The following is a 12,500-nucleotide window of genomic DNA, read 5'->3' as shown; positions in this document are numbered from 1 at the left end:
CTTGCACAGTCAACCCAACAGAGCGGACAGATCTCGCAGCAGGGCGCCGAGGTCTTCGCGGCTCTGGTTGTTGACCTCGCTTGTCGCCCCCTCCCGCGCGGCTTCGCGGGCCTGGCACATCTCGGTGAGCTTCTTGGCCTTGCCGATCAGACCTCCGAGCTCAGAGAGCAGGCTGCCGAGGTCGCCATGCGAGTCGTTCCATGCGTCGTAACTGTGCTCGTCGTACGCCTCGTAGGAGTTGCCCTCCTTCAGCTCCCCCTCGTCGTCGAGGAAGGCAAGGATGCCGGCCTCGCGATTGTCGTACGCCTCCGCATACCGTGCGGCCAGCTCCTTCATCGTCTCGGACTGCTCGCTCACTACTCGGTTCCCCTCTCGATGGCCCGCACCCCGCGGCGTCGGGTATTGACGCATGCCCAGGCATTCTGCGTGAGATCGACTGGCGATTTCAGCGACAGTATCACACGCGCTACAGTTGCACGAGATCGGCCACGCCATGCAGCTTCAAGTGCAGGTCCCGCACCGTGCCGTCGTTGACCAGGATGTGGTCGAAGCTCCAGTCGTCGAGCGATGTCTCGCTCTCGTGGACCCGGCCCACCCTGTCTCGCGCCGGCCCCACGCCGGGCCTCTCCACTCGGATCATGACGCCACCCCGATCTGCCACCGCTTGCGCCTCGTTGGGGAAGCGACAGTCCGTGATGACCAAGGCCGGGGCCCCGGCGTGGGCCCGGAACAGAGCATCCACCCACACGTCCGCGCCGAGGACTCGCCTGCCAGCCTCAGTGCCAGCGCGCTGGAGCAGGGCTCGCACCTCGGGGTACGAGTCCTTGGCGTACTCCCATCCGGCGTCAGCGATGAGGAGTTGCAGCCGAACGTTCCCGACGCCGACCGGGCCGGGGATCACGGGATTCAGGGCAAGCAGGAACTCGCGCAGCTTGTCCGCGAATCCCGCCTGGCTCCATCCGTGCTGCACCAGGGCCTCGGCCGCCTCGTTCTTGCCAGAGCGGGAGTAGCCGCTGAGCCCGACGATCAGTCGGTCACTCACTCCCGCTCCCGGTGTGGTCGAGCAGGTGATCGAGGAACTGCACCGCCTCCTGGTTGCGGTAATCGGCGATGAGGTCCCAGTTCTGCGTGTATACCCGGATCTGGAACGCCTTGGTGCTGTCGCTCCCGGACTCGGGCCCGTAGCCGAAGATCACCTGGTACGGCTCGGCGCACCGCATGTCGGCGAAGTACTGCTCGATCGCCTTTCGGAACAGGGAGTTCACTCGCCATCCTCCTCGGGGTAGTTGGGGAAGGTCAGTTCTGCCGCCTTGTTGAGCCCGAGGCGCACGCCCAGTTCCAGCTCCGGGTGCTGGCGGTACTCCCCGTACAGCTTCTCGGCCGCATCGCGCTGGGCCGCGCGCACCAGGTCTTCGAGCCGGCGCCGGATCTCGTCGTACTCGTGTCCGTACAGGCCGCCCGTGATCTCGGCCATCGCGATCTCGACGGTCGGCGCCCAGCGAGGCTGGCCACCCACGTACTCCCAGCCGTCTCGCTCTCGCGACATCAGACGGCCGCCGCGAAGGAGAACTCCTGATTGACGGCGCCTGCGCTGACGAGCTCGCCCTCCAGCCGCACGAACTCCCGGTCCACGGTGACCGCCACCGTCTGGACACGAACCCGCCCCTCGATGAAGCCGATGCCCTTCGTGGTGATTGACCAGCGCTGCTCCTCCTCGCGCTTGGCGAGTCCGAACCAGGCCAGCCGAGCGAACACCGCGTACTCCGCGTTTCCCAAGCCGATCTCCTCGCGCTTCAGGGCATCGCCGCCCTGGAGGTACAGCTTTCCGAGTCCGCTGACCTCGCGCTTGCCCAGCTTGTAGTGCTTCTCGCTCACTTCGGTTCTCCTCTTCTCATGGTCTGGCTCATCAGGACGTGGGCTACCACCTCACGCCGACCCCCGAAGGGGTTTCGCCACACTTGCACGTCAGGTCAGCGACTCACGAGTGCGACCACCGAGGTGACTGCCGCCCAGGTCAGCGCTGGCTCCCGCCTTCACGCCGTCCTTCCAGCCAGCGCCGGTCAGGCGGCGCTTCGGTGCATGCTTGACCCCCGGATGCTGGCCCTTGAAGTACGCCAAGACGGCCTGCTCGCGCTTGACCAAGACGAGTTCAGCGCCGGTCGCCCCGCCCTCATTTGCCTCCTGGGCGGCCGACTCCTCGGCCAGTTGCAGGCGTTTGCGTACCGCGCTGGAGAAGCCGGAGAGCCAACTCTTGCGGTAGGCCGTGGTCGACTCTCCGGGCTGCGGACGCCCATACTGGACGCCGTTGAGGGCCTGGAGCTGGAGTGAGGTGAACAGCACGTCGATGCGGGCCAGCGTCGAGGCGTGAGCGTAGATCCGCACGAGCCGGTATCGCTTGCCCGTGTTCCAGTTGGTCAGGTTCCAGAAGATGTTCTGCGCGCCGAGCGCGTGGCTGATGGCGAACAGGAGGGTGGCTCGATCGGGGACGTAAGTGCCCTCGATCTTGAACTCCTGGGAGTCGAGCGTGTCGGTGCCCGGTTCGGCTTCGGAGAGCATGGCCTGTTCGATCCCGTGCTTGGCCATCAGGCTCGCGGCCTTGGCGAAGTACGCTTCCGCTTCCGCGGGCGAGGCGGCCGGGTCCTCGGCCTTGGCCAGGAGCGCCTTGATCGTCGCGAGCTTGGGGTTGGTCTCGGTCATGGTCTTCACCTCGTATGGATTCGGCTTGGCTCATCAGCACGTAGGCAGCCGTCCCACGTGGACCCCCGAAGGGGTTTCGCCTGGAGGGGGAGTTCATCGCTGGATGGTCACGTCGCGCACGAGTTCTGCGCCGACGGGGTACATGCAATGCAGCAAGTTCGCCATGTATGACCGCACGTCCTCGCGAACGTCCGCGGGGTCCAGTCCGTACTCCTCGGCCCATGCCTGCTCGTCCACGTCGAGCGTGAAAGTGATGCGCTGCTTCATGGTCAGGACTCCTTCGAGGGCTTCGATCGAGGGATGTTGAGGGCGCCTGTACGGGGAGGCGGGGGCATCCACTTGGGCGGGAGCTGGTACTGGTAGGCGGTCAGCTTGGGAATCTCGCGAGGCTCGGCGACACCGTTCTCTACGGCCACGGCGTACACCTCGGCGAACAGCGCGATCGACCGCTTGATCAGGTCGCTGTTACTCAGCCCGGTTGGGGCGAGGGTTGTGATGTGACGGGCCAGTTCCTCGTCGACCCGCGCACTCAACTGCCGCGGCAGTTCGCTCACGACGTGGCCCGCTCATCGAGCTTGTCGAGCACCTGACCGGCGAACTCGCTGATCTCACCCTCTTCGGTGAGGCAGCCCGTATCGATCAGCTCGCTGGCCATCCGCCCGTAGGCGCCCTGAAGGGTCCAGGCCATACCGCTGTTGATCAGGACGCCGAACAGCTCCAGCGTCTCTCTGGCGTTCAGCTCGCCCGCCTCGTAGTCCATGAGGTCGATCGCGATGTCTTTCATCCGTCCCATCTCTGCCACACTTTCACACTTGGTTGGCTCGTCAGGGCCGGAGATCCACTCCAGCCGACCCCCGGAGGGGTTTCGCCTTGGTCACAGCTCGGTGATGCGCACGCTGTAGGTGCGCTCATCGCCCATCGGGTCCTGAGTGACGAGGTGGATCTCTACCGGCTCGCCTGGAATCGGGGGCGTCATCTCGGCCGATACGATCGCGGCCGGCCGGGCAAGGCCCGAGAGGTACTTGTAGAGCTCGTAACGGACTTCGAGACTGTTCATCCGGCGGCGCCGAGCTGATCGATGCGGGCCTGCCACTCGTCCGCCTCGCGGATGGCCTTGGCCGCCTTCTCTCGCGCGTCCTTCGCCTTGCCGTTCTGGGCGTCCCGCTGGATCTCGAAGAGGGTGCGGATGCTCTCGGTCTGCCAGTCCGGGTGATCCTCCTCGAAGCGGTTCAGCGCCCCGAACTCCAGCTCTCGGAGTGCGCCGTAAGCCTTCGTCTCGCGATTGACCTTCGCGCCGACCTCGTTGCGGAATCCGGCGAAGTACGCAGGTTCCTGGTACCACCCCTTGGTGAATCCGTGGTCGTCCAAGCGCCCCTCGCCCTCCGGAAGTCGCCGAACGGTGTCCCCGATCGCGTACTTGCGGCCCCGCAACATGACGAAGCCCTTGTTGACGTGGACCTGGAACTCGGGGTCGGTGGCGATCTCGACTCGGGGGCGAAGCTCCTCGGACTCGGGCTTCCCGTTCCGTCCATACGTTTTGAGCTCGGCTGGCAGGATTCGGATGTATACCTTGCCGCCCGCGATCTCGTACTCGTGGACCATCGCTTCTTCGCTCACCCTGTCCCACTTTCACACTTGGTTGGCTCATCAGGACTGGAGATCCACTCCAGCCAACCCCTTACGGGGTTTCGCCTTGAGTCTCGAAGGTCAGGCGTCCAGCTCGTCGATGCGGGCCTGCCACTTGGCCGCTGCGGCGTCGTCCTTGTCGGCTTCCGCGCGCTTGCTCTTGGCCTCGCGGGTCAGGCTGTCTCGCTTGTACTCAAACAGCTTTCGCGTGCTGTTCTTCACCCACTCGGAATGTTCTTCGTGGAAGCGGTCCAGCACCTCGCGCTCGATCTCCCCAAGGGAGCCCCACGCCTTCGCCGAGTAGTCCACCTTGCGACCTCGGTCGTTGCGGTATCCACCGACGTACGAGGTCTCGTACGTCCAGTGGGACGCACCACCGCGGCGACGAGCCTGCGCCTCGGGCAGGCGCTTCGAGATCTGCTCAATGCTGTACTTCCGGCCTCGCACCTTCACGAATCCGAGGGCGACTTCACCCTTCCATTCCGGGTCCGTGCCCAGATGCACGCGGGGCAGTATCTCCTCGGCAGGGAGGCTTACATCCCCGTCCCACTTCTCGATTTTCCGGCGCTCCGCCATCAGAACGCGGAGGTAGATCTTGCCGCCCGCGATCTCGTACTCGAAGTGATGCCCATTACTCATTCGCTACACCTTTACAGTCGGTTGGCTCATCAGGGCCGGAGGTCCACTCCGGCCGACCCCCGAAGGGGTTTCGCCTTGATGTGAGGAAATGCATCACTCAGCTACATTTGCACATCTACTCAAGTTCGAACTCGTGGTCGTATCCCGCGGCCTGGTTGACGATTTCCTCCAGACGATCGGCCTGCTCCTCCGAGAGGCGCGCGAACACCACGGGCTCGGCGTCGCCCTTCAAGACGATTGCCCGGTAGGTCCGAGCGATGCTGGCGCTCATCCGTAATGAACGTGGTCGAAGATGGCGACCTGAACCAGGACGTCAGCCGTACCGGCGTCGATGAGGCCCGTGTCGATCCCGTCCTTCTCGGTTCTGTCGAGCCACGACTGGACGACGTACCCGTGATACTCCCGCCCCACGTAGTCCTGATTGAGGTCGAGCAGCTTGGTGTACGCCTCGCGGATGTCGTCAGCGTTGAGGTAGTTCACGCTGTCGACCTCGCGCTTCTCCCCGAAGGTCCAGATGGGGTGCGGTTCGGTTCCCTCAACGATCGTCCAGGTCTTACCCTCGGGCAGGCCAGCGAACTGCTCGTCGTCCGGCTGGATCGCCCAGTAGGTGATGCCACCCTCGCTCGCGGTGTCGATGATGTCCTGGGCGACCTCATCCGTGACGTACTGCTTGATCTCTTCAGCGCTCGGCACTGTCGGACTCCTCAGCCCTCAGAGTGGATGACTGCCCGGTGAGTGCGGGTCGACTTGATGAACTCAGGGAAGACCCGCACGATCGCGGGCGCCCCGAGGGTGGGGTGAACGAGGCGGACCAGAACCAGCTCGCCGGTCGGGCAGCACCCGTCAATGCAGTTCTCCCAGTACGAGATCAGGCGATGGTCGTCCATCCACATCTCGTCGACCGCCAGCTTGAACTCGGCCTGTCTGGAATCCCCTTCGGGCTTCGCAAGGATCGTGCGCAGCCGGTTCGCCCAGCGGTTGAACCGCTCGTCGATCTCGGCGGACATCAGTAGTTGGCCGTGACTACGCGGGCGCCGGCCTCGTACTTGCTGAGCCGCACCCGTCGCCGGGCCAGGGTGGTGGCCTTGTCCTTGCGCTTCGAGTCGCGGACGACGTTGTCATTGGTGCGGAACTTCGGGGTCACAGGACGTTCTCCGTTCACGTTCGGCAGGCTCATCAGGAGCGGGATGCCAGCCCGCCCGACCCCCTGAGGGGTTTCGCCTTGAGTCACCCCCCGAACTCGAAGGTCTTGCCGGTGAGCTCTGAGTCTGTGGACGCGACGACCTCGGCCTCGTACCAGGCATCGCCATCTCGGCCCGTGCCGGTCTCCGGGAAGATGTGCTCGTACGCCCATTCCTCCCGCTCATCGGGGTCGATGGGATACGGGACAGGGACAGTGATGATCGCGCTGGTCTCGATCTCTGCGCCGTCGAAGTACGTGTTGGTGATGGCGAGCTGGATGGTCGCGCTGTTCACAGGCCCATCGCCTCCGCCAGCTCCTCGACGGTCGGGATCGGCTGCAACTCCCAGGGGAGTGCGGTCAGCAGGCCCTCAACCTGCTCCGCCAGGTCGATCAGGGTGTACCACTCTGTGGTGCCGGGGTCGTGCTCGTTGCGCCACTTCCCGACCTCAAGGACGAGGGCCTGGAGCTTGGTCGTGCGCTCGCGGATGTCCTCGTTGTTGGTCACGCGGCCAACTCCTCGACGTACGAGGCGATCTCGTCCGCATTCATGACGTGCCCCTCGCCGCCCTCGTCGTTCTCGTAGAGGAAGTGGGAGTCATCGCCCTCGTCGCCGCTCGCGTGGCCCTCCAGCCAGGTGACGGCCTCCGGCTTGTATCCGGTCAAGGCCAGGACGCGGGCGACCGAGTCCGCCTCAGCGCAAGTGAAGCCCGGTCCGGTCTGATCGGCGGTCATGCCGTCCCCGAACGCGCCCGCCAGTACGGCCAGGGCGCCGTTCAGCTCGTCGTGCTGGATCACTACGGTCGGGGCCCCAACGCTCTTGCGCTTGAACGGGTTCCAGTTCACTGTCACACCTTCACATTCATGGCTGCCATCATCAGGAGGTGAGAGCCACCCCACCCCGACCCCCGAAGGGGTTTCGGCTTCGCTACACTTGCACATTCACGCCACAGAAAAGAGTCCGAGTTGGTCAGGGCTGTATCCGAGTATGTTCCACCGGTAGACCTCGGTTGCCAGTTCCTCGAAGTAGGCGTCACGCGCCGCCCCGTACTCCTCGGCCACGGTCTCCCAGCTCACGTCTTCCGGGCGGCACCACTGGTTGCGGTGCGTCGTCGAGTCGTCGAGGTAGAACCGCTGCGCGATGGCCTCGTCCTCCTCAACGGTGTCCACCAGGGTGTACTCGCGTTGCGCCTGCTCGACGGCTTCCTTCATCGCCGCCTCGAACGCCTCACTCTCCCGCTCGGAGTAGTCGGAGTCGTCGAGGATCGCGCCGTCACCCTTCAAGTAGAGGGCGAGCTTGACCGCTTCGACGAACGCGGGGGTGTACGCCTGCTCGTCCGGGAGGCACTTCTCCCCGTCGCACTCGACGAGGCAGAAGTTCTGGCAGTACCACGACTCCCCATCCTCGCCGCACCCGTCCTCGTGCTCCCAGGTGGGCTCACACTCGCACTCCTCCTCGAAGGTCTCGTAGACCTGGACGTACAGGGCCCGTATGTAGCCGAGGGCGAAGTGTCGCTCGCTCCCGTCGATCACGTGCTCCCCCGCGTCGTTCCCCGCCGCTCCCGTGATCGCCTCCAGGGCGGCATGGAAGTTGGACTCGGCGAGGATGTCGCCACCACTCTCCGCCCAGTGCCACACCAGGCCGTGCGTGTCGAACAGTCGCTCGTCGTAGAACATCGCATCGCTCGGCCGGGTCAGCGCCTCCTCGGCCGCCTCCTTCAGCGTGTCGCGGTCCAACTCCACGTCTCTCCTCGATGGCTGCTCATCAGGGCCAGGCCGCCACGCCTGACCGACCACCCGGCCGACCGCGGCCGGCCGGGGGTTTCGCAAATGTGAGGTGCGCCCCTACTCACGTACTGGGGGTGCGCAAGAGGGCGTCAACCGTGGCTTGTCCTCCTGAAGAAGCCCGGCTCCCCGTTGCTGTCTTCGCGCTTTCGGCGCGCATCGAGCAACAGTGTCGTCCCCCTGATGTCCTGCATGTTTGACCCTTCGGTCTGCCGTCCGACTTGCCGGTTGGCTCGTCAGGGACCGGGAACCACCCAGCCCGACGCCCGTAGGCGTTTCGCCTTACTCGTAGCCGAGTTGGATTCGGGTCTCGTACTCCTCCGGGGCGGCGCTGGTCTTCCAGCTCGCTCCGCAGTGTGAGCAGGTGACCCCCCACGTTTGGGGCTCCCTCGGGGGGTGACTGAACGTCAGGGTTACGCCCTGATCCGCCGCAGCGCAGTACATCCCCTCGCGCCGTACGTCCTGCTCGGCCTTCTGCAACAACATCGCGCTCACTCCCTCGTTCCGGCTGGCTCATCAGGAGCCGGGAACCACCCCGACCCGACCGCCTCTCGGCGGTTTCGCCCTCACTCGTAGTGCTCTGCCGCCTTCTGGTCAGCGAGCTCCAGGACCCGACGACGCTCGGTGTATTCCAACTCGGCCAAAAGCTCGGCCAGCTCCTCGACGCTGCACTTCACTCGCTTCTCCTTGATCGATGCCGCAAACCGTCAGTTACACTTACACACCTAGAGCGACATGAACACCACGTCGGGCTCACCGGACGTCCAGTTCGGAACCCGCTCGGTCTCCGCGAACCCGAAGCGCCTGTAGTACTCGGTCAGGAACCCGTCGAAGCAGTCCAACCTCTTGGCCCCCTTGTGTGCGACCGCGTCCCACACCAGTTCCTCGCCACGCCCCTTGATGAGGGAGAACAGGCCGACCAGCGTGCCGTCCTTCGCCACGCCGAATCCAGACTGGAAGTCGTCGGTCAGGTAGTACGAGTGGTCGGCGGGCATCTCCTCCGGCCTGCTTGTCGCGCCAGCGATCAACTCGCTCAGCCTTCGAGCTTGGCGCAGCGCGCCCACGTAGATCGCATGGTGCACGTTGTAGACCTGCAAGATCACCACCTCCATCTTGAGCGGGCTGGCTCATCAGCGACCAGGGACCACCTGGCCGGACGCCCGAAGGCGTTTCGCCTTGCTCAGTGCTTGATGCACTCCTCGACGTCGCGCACCAGGCCCTCGAAGCCGTCGTCGTCGAGCTCCGCAAGGAGGTCATTCAGATCGTCCGCGACCTCGTCTTCCTCCATCTCGGCCAGCTCCGCGACAGTGACGCCCTTGAGCTCGGCCATCTCCTCGTCGGTCAGGTCGCGTCTGTGCTCGCTCGTTTCGATCCACCGCACGGTGTACACGTCATCTCCTGGAGTTCGAGCAGGCTGGCTCATCAGCAACCGGCAGCCCATGCCGGCTGGACCCCCGAGGGGGTTTCGCCTCAGTCCTCGCTGTGCGGCTGGACCCCGTAGTGCCAGTCCTTGCACTCCCCGCAGAAAGGGACGATGCCCTCGTACTGCGCTGCGGTCTCCTCGACGTGCGCCCGGCTGTAGTACGGGCGCCGCGACAGGAATTGGTCGACGTTCTCGTTCATCGGCCGCCCCTCATCCGATCTCGATGCGAGCGATCTGCGACCGCCACCCCACCCGCACCTTGATCACGGTGTCGTCGTCCGCGCTGGGGTCCACCGCATCCAGCAGCTTGCGGAGCTCACCCAGGGTCAGGCCGACCTTGCCGTCTGCGGCGTCGGTCTTGACGGTGGTGGTGATCGCCATCACGCACCGCCCTTCGAGGTCGAGCCCCGGCCCGCCTCCCACGCCATGACCTGGGGGAGGTGGGCGCGAAGCCGGAACTCCATCGACAGGGCACTCAGGCTGTTCCTGCGCACCTCCGCCAGCGTCGCAACGCGCGCCCTGCCGTAAGCGGTCGTCAGTGACGTCTTGCCGAGAAACACCATGACTGTCTCCTTGGTTGAGCGGGCTGGCTCATCAGCGACCAGGAACCACCTGGCCGGACGCCCGAAGGCGTTTCGCCTTGCTACACTTGCACATTTACGCCGCAATCAGCGGCAGGCAGGTCACACGGGTGACCTCCACCGTGACCCGGACCGCCTCCAGGTACTGAGGGTGGTGGCGGTTGTGCGCGGCGTCTGCGATCAGCCAGCGTGCCGCTTCGGTGTCGCAGGCGGCGACCGTCTCGACCCACCACTCGGCCAGCTCCTCCTCGAAGGGCCAGGTCACAGCAACCTCATCCTCGTTGCCGTCGCCGTCGTGGAAGAGGATCACGTAGCCGGGCACTCGCAGGGCCGTTCGCGGCGGCACGAGCTCGATCAGGTACTCGGGGTACCCGAACTGCTCGGCGTGGTACCCGCACCGGCCGGAGTTTTTCCCACCGGCCGTGCGGTAGTAGTGCGTGGCCCCCTCGGAACAGATCGCGCAGATCATGTCACACCCCCTTAGATTGTTACACTTGGTGCGAAAGATCGACCCGCATCGGCGGGGACCTGGCACTACCCGAGGCTTCTGACGCTCGCCCACACCGCCATCGGCGAACCGATGACCCATGGAATCGGGTAGCTCTGCGGAAGCCTTGCGACTCCCTCCGCCCGTTCGCACCGGACGGGACGTTCTCTTTCGGATCTTGCTGGCAGGGTTCCGAATCCCTTGTCACCGTTCGCCCGTCCCGGTCCGTTTGGCGTTTCCGCTTCGCGGTCCGTTCGGTTTGAACGATGAGCCCTGGTCACCTACTGGCACTGGCAGCGTTCGTAGCCCTCCGGATCGTGGCATCCCTCTCCGAAGCGTACGGCCTGAACACGGCTGCCCGATTGAACGGGCGTCGTTTGGTGGCTGTACCCCAGGGGTTCGGTCACTGCCTCACCTTCACACCTGGGTCACTGGTGTGGATACCCACACCTACCAGGTGGTCCAGATTGGGGGACCGTCGCCCTGCCTACCCACCACACCGGGAAGAATCCCGGCTGCGACGTCCCTTTCGGGGGCCGGTGAGCGTCGTTCTGAAGTTCGTGTGTTGCGGTTTTGCTGAGCTGTACGTTACCGGACTCCTCCGGGCTGTGCAAGTGTCGCTGTCTTGCGATTCGCTTGGCTGGACCGTTGCGAGCGAGCCGTTTACCACCGGTCGCAGTACGTTCCCAGGTGCATCGGTATCCCTGGTCACCCACTCGCTTGCCTGCCTTGCTGAGCTCGACTCTACGTGAGTTCTGCTCGATGTGCAAGTGTCGCGGCCGGGATGGTTTCCGGTTACCCGGTCGCCGTCCGTCGTGCTGACGAGGAGGACACTGCCACACTTGCACATCCTGGTCAAGTCTCGCAGGTCAGAGCGTGTTTGATCATGGCTGAGCGGCCGTCTCCGGGCCTGTTGGCCGGTCCGTGGCCGGTTGCTTCAAGGGAAGCCGGGCGCGCGGTGAGAAGCCGCGCAGGCGCCGCGCGAGGGCGCGCGAGAGTAGCACGAGCCGCGATGGGGTGGGGGGTGACCCCCGGAGAGCGGAAGCCGGCACCGCCGTGTCTTACCGGCCAGGATCGCGCCACGGTTTCAGGGTCGATCACTGAAGTGCGGCGACCACAGTGAGGCCGGTCGAGGCGACGCCAAGAAGTATCGCCATGACTCGGAACCTCAACTCGACCTGCTCGGCGGGGCTGACCGTCTCCTCTCGCACCTGCACGTCGATGAGGGGGGCTGCAATGCAGCGGACCGGGGTCACCGGCCCATCGACGAGCATCGAGACGCTGACCTTCTGCTTTCGCACCAGCAGGCAGGGCGGGATCTGTATGCGGCCCAACTGGGAGGGCGTCACGACTGGCGAGACGGCTCCGTCCGGGGAGGAGGCCACCTCCAGGACGGCCACTACTTCGACTCCAAGGTCGAACACGATGTTCTCGTTGGCGTGAAACTGCGCTGCCGTAATGTCACGACGCCCAGCGTTCATCAGCTCCAGCTCGATCACTCGGGGTCGCGCCACCGCCGTCCCCGAGTGAGTAACGGAGAGCGCCCCGGTCTGGGTGTGCGAAGCCACGAACAGCGACGTGTTCGCGAGAGTTCGATACGTTAGCCGGCGCTTTGGGTTACTTGCCCGCGTCGTTGCGAAGGCCCCCAGGGCGCCAAGTGCTACCGCAACGATGATGGTGATGACGAACTGCCAAAACGATCCGGACTCATACCAGGGGCTCGCGATCAACATGATTGAGATTGTAGAGAGTTGGGCGGGGCTTTCCCGCTTCCACTACAGCCGGCCGTCCTGTGCCTTCGCGATGACCTCTTCAGTCACGGCCTCCGGTCCATGCTCGGCGGCGAAGGCAAGGACGTGGGCGAGCGGGGTATCGGGAGCGGGGGGCTCGGTCGCCAACTCGGCGCCAGTGACCTGGAGGGCGAATTGAAGGCCCGTGTCGAAGTTGTCCATGGCTCCCACGGTAGCGGCTGAACAGTAAGACGTCTCTGGATTGCGGGCCGCGGAGCGGCCCCTCAGCAGCTTGCTGGCCCTACCCTGTGGCGCCCTTGGGCGCTCCTGCCGCTTCGCCCACCAGCATCTC

The 12,500-nt window shown here is 65.0% G+C and carries 28 protein-coding genes and 11 other RNA genes; all 39 read right to left on the bottom strand.

From position 1 onward, the window contains the following. Positions 1-9: 9 nt before the first annotated feature. Positions 10-357, bottom strand: a complete 348-nt coding sequence (locus OG329_RS29950) for a hypothetical protein (RefSeq protein ID WP_405799515.1) — start codon at positions 355-357, stop codon at positions 10-12. A gap of 109 nt (positions 358-466) precedes the next feature. Continuing rightward, complete coding sequence (locus OG329_RS29945) at positions 467-1,042, bottom strand: hypothetical protein (protein WP_405799514.1); 576 nt, start codon at positions 1,040-1,042, stop codon at positions 467-469. Next, positions 1,035-1,265, bottom strand: a complete 231-nt coding sequence (locus tag OG329_RS29940) for a hypothetical protein (RefSeq protein ID WP_405799513.1) — start codon at positions 1,263-1,265, stop codon at positions 1,035-1,037. The genes OG329_RS29945 and OG329_RS29940 overlap by 8 nt, the downstream gene beginning before the upstream one ends. Next, positions 1,262-1,546, bottom strand: coding sequence for a hypothetical protein (locus OG329_RS29935; protein WP_405799512.1), 285 nt, complete (start codon positions 1,544-1,546; stop codon positions 1,262-1,264). Before OG329_RS29935 ends, OG329_RS29940 begins: the two co-directional genes overlap by 4 nt. Continuing rightward, positions 1,546-1,875: a hypothetical protein gene (locus OG329_RS29930; RefSeq protein WP_405799511.1), complete on the bottom strand. Its 330-nt coding sequence runs from the start codon at positions 1,873-1,875 to the stop codon at positions 1,546-1,548. Before OG329_RS29930 ends, OG329_RS29935 begins: the two co-directional genes overlap by 1 nt. Before the next feature lie 17 nt (positions 1,876-1,892). Further along, positions 1,893-1,955: hammerhead ribozyme type II (locus OG329_RS29925), an RNA gene on the bottom strand. Positions 1,956-1,965: 10 nt separating this feature from the next. Next, entirely contained in the window at positions 1,966-2,697 is a 732-nt protein-coding gene (locus OG329_RS29920) for a DUF2786 domain-containing protein (RefSeq protein ID WP_405799510.1), read from the bottom strand. 18 nt (positions 2,698-2,715) lie between these two features. After that, an RNA gene (locus OG329_RS29915) (hammerhead ribozyme type II) lies at positions 2,716-2,779 on the bottom strand. A gap of 11 nt (positions 2,780-2,790) precedes the next feature. Then, positions 2,791-2,964 (bottom strand): hypothetical protein, encoded by a 174-nt coding sequence (locus OG329_RS29910; RefSeq protein WP_405799509.1) that lies wholly within the window; start codon positions 2,962-2,964, stop codon positions 2,791-2,793. 2 nt (positions 2,965-2,966) lie between these two features. Beyond that, the gene (locus OG329_RS29905) at positions 2,967-3,251 is read right to left on the bottom strand and encodes a hypothetical protein (RefSeq protein WP_405799508.1); all 285 of its coding nucleotides are present in this window, start codon (positions 3,249-3,251) and stop codon (positions 2,967-2,969) included. Then, positions 3,248-3,490: a hypothetical protein gene (locus tag OG329_RS29900; RefSeq protein WP_405799507.1), complete on the bottom strand. Its 243-nt coding sequence runs from the start codon at positions 3,488-3,490 to the stop codon at positions 3,248-3,250. The genes OG329_RS29905 and OG329_RS29900 overlap by 4 nt, the downstream gene beginning before the upstream one ends. 17 nt (positions 3,491-3,507) lie before the next feature. After that, positions 3,508-3,568, bottom strand: an RNA gene (locus tag OG329_RS29895) — hammerhead ribozyme type II. A 3-nt stretch (positions 3,569-3,571) separates the two neighbouring features. Continuing rightward, positions 3,572-3,754: a hypothetical protein gene (locus tag OG329_RS29890; protein ID WP_405799506.1), complete on the bottom strand. Its 183-nt coding sequence runs from the start codon at positions 3,752-3,754 to the stop codon at positions 3,572-3,574. After that, positions 3,751-4,314, bottom strand: a complete 564-nt coding sequence (locus OG329_RS29885) for a hypothetical protein (protein ID WP_405799505.1) — start codon at positions 4,312-4,314, stop codon at positions 3,751-3,753. The genes OG329_RS29890 and OG329_RS29885 overlap by 4 nt, the downstream gene beginning before the upstream one ends. Positions 4,315-4,404: 90 nt before the next feature. Continuing rightward, positions 4,405-4,962 carry a hypothetical protein gene (locus OG329_RS29880; RefSeq protein WP_405799504.1) on the bottom strand — a complete coding sequence of 186 codons (558 nt, stop codon included), beginning with the start codon at positions 4,960-4,962 and terminating at the stop codon, positions 4,405-4,407. Positions 4,963-4,977: 15 nt separating this feature from the next. Beyond that, positions 4,978-5,038: hammerhead ribozyme type II (locus OG329_RS29875), an RNA gene on the bottom strand. Between the two features lie 39 nt (positions 5,039-5,077). Further along, complete coding sequence (locus OG329_RS29870; RefSeq protein ID WP_405799503.1) at positions 5,078-5,233, bottom strand: hypothetical protein; 156 nt, start codon at positions 5,231-5,233, stop codon at positions 5,078-5,080. Beyond that, positions 5,230-5,655, bottom strand: coding sequence for a hypothetical protein (locus OG329_RS29865; RefSeq protein ID WP_405799502.1), 426 nt, complete (start codon positions 5,653-5,655; stop codon positions 5,230-5,232). The genes OG329_RS29870 and OG329_RS29865 overlap by 4 nt, the downstream gene beginning before the upstream one ends. 11 nt (positions 5,656-5,666) lie before the next feature. Further along, positions 5,667-5,969 carry a hypothetical protein gene (locus OG329_RS29860; RefSeq protein WP_405799501.1) on the bottom strand — a complete coding sequence of 101 codons (303 nt, stop codon included), beginning with the start codon at positions 5,967-5,969 and terminating at the stop codon, positions 5,667-5,669. Continuing rightward, on the bottom strand, positions 5,969-6,106 hold the full coding sequence (locus tag OG329_RS29855; protein WP_376521181.1) for a hypothetical protein: 138 nt from the start codon (positions 6,104-6,106) through the stop codon (positions 5,969-5,971). Before OG329_RS29855 ends, OG329_RS29860 begins: the two co-directional genes overlap by 1 nt. Before the next feature lie 18 nt (positions 6,107-6,124). Further along, positions 6,125-6,185, bottom strand: an RNA gene (locus tag OG329_RS29850) — hammerhead ribozyme type II. A gap of 4 nt (positions 6,186-6,189) precedes the next feature. Beyond that, positions 6,190-6,438 carry a hypothetical protein gene (locus OG329_RS29845; protein ID WP_405799500.1) on the bottom strand — a complete coding sequence of 83 codons (249 nt, stop codon included), beginning with the start codon at positions 6,436-6,438 and terminating at the stop codon, positions 6,190-6,192. Next, the gene (locus OG329_RS29840; protein ID WP_405799499.1) at positions 6,435-6,650 is read right to left on the bottom strand and encodes a hypothetical protein; all 216 of its coding nucleotides are present in this window, start codon (positions 6,648-6,650) and stop codon (positions 6,435-6,437) included. The genes OG329_RS29845 and OG329_RS29840 overlap by 4 nt, the downstream gene beginning before the upstream one ends. After that, positions 6,647-6,988, bottom strand: coding sequence for a hypothetical protein (locus tag OG329_RS29835; RefSeq protein ID WP_405799498.1), 342 nt, complete (start codon positions 6,986-6,988; stop codon positions 6,647-6,649). The genes OG329_RS29840 and OG329_RS29835 overlap by 4 nt, the downstream gene beginning before the upstream one ends. Positions 6,989-7,004: 16 nt before the next feature. Further along, positions 7,005-7,067: hammerhead ribozyme type II (locus OG329_RS29830), an RNA gene on the bottom strand. Between the two features lie 17 nt (positions 7,068-7,084). Next, positions 7,085-7,885, bottom strand: a complete 801-nt coding sequence (locus OG329_RS29825; RefSeq protein WP_405799497.1) for a hypothetical protein — start codon at positions 7,883-7,885, stop codon at positions 7,085-7,087. Positions 7,886-7,894: 9 nt separating this feature from the next. Beyond that, an RNA gene (locus tag OG329_RS29820) (hammerhead ribozyme type II) lies at positions 7,895-7,972 on the bottom strand. A 457-nt stretch (positions 7,973-8,429) separates the two neighbouring features. Continuing rightward, positions 8,430-8,493: hammerhead ribozyme type II (locus OG329_RS29815), an RNA gene on the bottom strand. A gap of 159 nt (positions 8,494-8,652) precedes the next feature. Further along, positions 8,653-9,030 carry a hypothetical protein gene (locus OG329_RS29810; RefSeq protein ID WP_405799496.1) on the bottom strand — a complete coding sequence of 126 codons (378 nt, stop codon included), beginning with the start codon at positions 9,028-9,030 and terminating at the stop codon, positions 8,653-8,655. A gap of 13 nt (positions 9,031-9,043) precedes the next feature. Further along, an RNA gene (locus OG329_RS29805) (hammerhead ribozyme type II) lies at positions 9,044-9,104 on the bottom strand. 3 nt (positions 9,105-9,107) lie between these two features. Beyond that, complete coding sequence (locus OG329_RS29800; RefSeq protein WP_405799495.1) at positions 9,108-9,317, bottom strand: hypothetical protein; 210 nt, start codon at positions 9,315-9,317, stop codon at positions 9,108-9,110. 18 nt (positions 9,318-9,335) lie between these two features. Next, an RNA gene (locus tag OG329_RS29795) (hammerhead ribozyme type II) lies at positions 9,336-9,398 on the bottom strand. Beyond that, complete coding sequence (locus OG329_RS29790) at positions 9,398-9,550, bottom strand: hypothetical protein (protein ID WP_405799494.1); 153 nt, start codon at positions 9,548-9,550, stop codon at positions 9,398-9,400. The genes OG329_RS29795 and OG329_RS29790 overlap by 1 nt, the downstream gene beginning before the upstream one ends. Positions 9,551-9,560: 10 nt before the next feature. Further along, positions 9,561-9,731 carry a hypothetical protein gene (locus OG329_RS29785; RefSeq protein ID WP_405799493.1) on the bottom strand — a complete coding sequence of 57 codons (171 nt, stop codon included), beginning with the start codon at positions 9,729-9,731 and terminating at the stop codon, positions 9,561-9,563. Further along, positions 9,731-9,913 carry a hypothetical protein gene (locus tag OG329_RS29780; protein ID WP_405799492.1) on the bottom strand — a complete coding sequence of 61 codons (183 nt, stop codon included), beginning with the start codon at positions 9,911-9,913 and terminating at the stop codon, positions 9,731-9,733. Before OG329_RS29780 ends, OG329_RS29785 begins: the two co-directional genes overlap by 1 nt. A gap of 17 nt (positions 9,914-9,930) precedes the next feature. Continuing rightward, positions 9,931-9,991: hammerhead ribozyme type II (locus tag OG329_RS29775), an RNA gene on the bottom strand. Positions 9,992-10,007: 16 nt separating this feature from the next. After that, positions 10,008-10,400, bottom strand: a complete 393-nt coding sequence (locus OG329_RS29770; RefSeq protein WP_405799491.1) for a hypothetical protein — start codon at positions 10,398-10,400, stop codon at positions 10,008-10,010. Between the two features lie 1,115 nt (positions 10,401-11,515). Next, entirely contained in the window at positions 11,516-12,151 is a 636-nt protein-coding gene (locus OG329_RS29765; protein ID WP_405799490.1) for a hypothetical protein, read from the bottom strand. Positions 12,152-12,193: 42 nt separating this feature from the next. Continuing rightward, entirely contained in the window at positions 12,194-12,370 is a 177-nt protein-coding gene (locus OG329_RS29760; RefSeq protein ID WP_405799489.1) for a hypothetical protein, read from the bottom strand. Positions 12,371-12,500 lie beyond the last annotated feature (130 nt).

This window comes from Streptomyces sp. NBC_01506 (genome assembly GCF_045040295.1).
Classification (GTDB): Bacteria; Actinomycetota; Actinomycetes; order Streptomycetales; family Streptomycetaceae; genus Streptomyces.
The sequence above is the reverse complement of the archived record's forward strand: the minus strand, read 5'-3'. Positions and strand labels throughout refer to the sequence as shown.

Bases quoted from the DNA above. Each gene is read 5' to 3' on its own strand.
- OG329_RS29935 (WP_405799512.1), bottom strand. From the start codon at position 1,546: ATGTCGCGAGAGCGAGACGGCTGGGAGTACGTGGGTGGCCAGCCTCGC.
- OG329_RS29920 (WP_405799510.1), bottom strand. From the start codon at position 2,697: ATGACCGAGACCAACCCCAAGCTCGCGACGATCAAGGCGCTCCTGGCC.
- OG329_RS29910 (WP_405799509.1), bottom strand. From the start codon at position 2,964: ATGAAGCAGCGCATCACTTTCACGCTCGACGTGGACGAGCAGGCATGG.
- OG329_RS29900 (WP_405799507.1), bottom strand. From the start codon at position 3,490: ATGGGACGGATGAAAGACATCGCGATCGACCTCATGGACTACGAGGCG.
- OG329_RS29890 (WP_405799506.1), bottom strand. From the start codon at position 3,754: ATGAACAGTCTCGAAGTCCGTTACGAGCTCTACAAGTACCTCTCGGGC.
- OG329_RS29880 (WP_405799504.1), bottom strand. From the start codon at position 4,962: ATGAGTAATGGGCATCACTTCGAGTACGAGATCGCGGGCGGCAAGATC.
- OG329_RS29870 (WP_405799503.1), bottom strand. From the start codon at position 5,233: ATGAGCGCCAGCATCGCTCGGACCTACCGGGCAATCGTCTTGAAGGGC.
- OG329_RS29860 (WP_405799501.1), bottom strand. From the start codon at position 5,969: ATGTCCGCCGAGATCGACGAGCGGTTCAACCGCTGGGCGAACCGGCTG.
- OG329_RS29790 (WP_405799494.1), bottom strand. From the start codon at position 9,550: ATGAACGAGAACGTCGACCAATTCCTGTCGCGGCGCCCGTACTACAGC.
- OG329_RS29785 (WP_405799493.1), bottom strand. From the start codon at position 9,731: ATGGCGATCACCACCACCGTCAAGACCGACGCCGCAGACGGCAAGGTC.
- OG329_RS29780 (WP_405799492.1), bottom strand. From the start codon at position 9,913: ATGGTGTTTCTCGGCAAGACGTCACTGACGACCGCTTACGGCAGGGCG.
- OG329_RS29770 (WP_405799491.1), bottom strand. From the start codon at position 10,400: ATGATCTGCGCGATCTGTTCCGAGGGGGCCACGCACTACTACCGCACG.
- OG329_RS29765 (WP_405799490.1), bottom strand. From the start codon at position 12,151: ATGTTGATCGCGAGCCCCTGGTATGAGTCCGGATCGTTTTGGCAGTTC.
- OG329_RS29760 (WP_405799489.1), bottom strand. From the start codon at position 12,370: ATGGACAACTTCGACACGGGCCTTCAATTCGCCCTCCAGGTCACTGGC.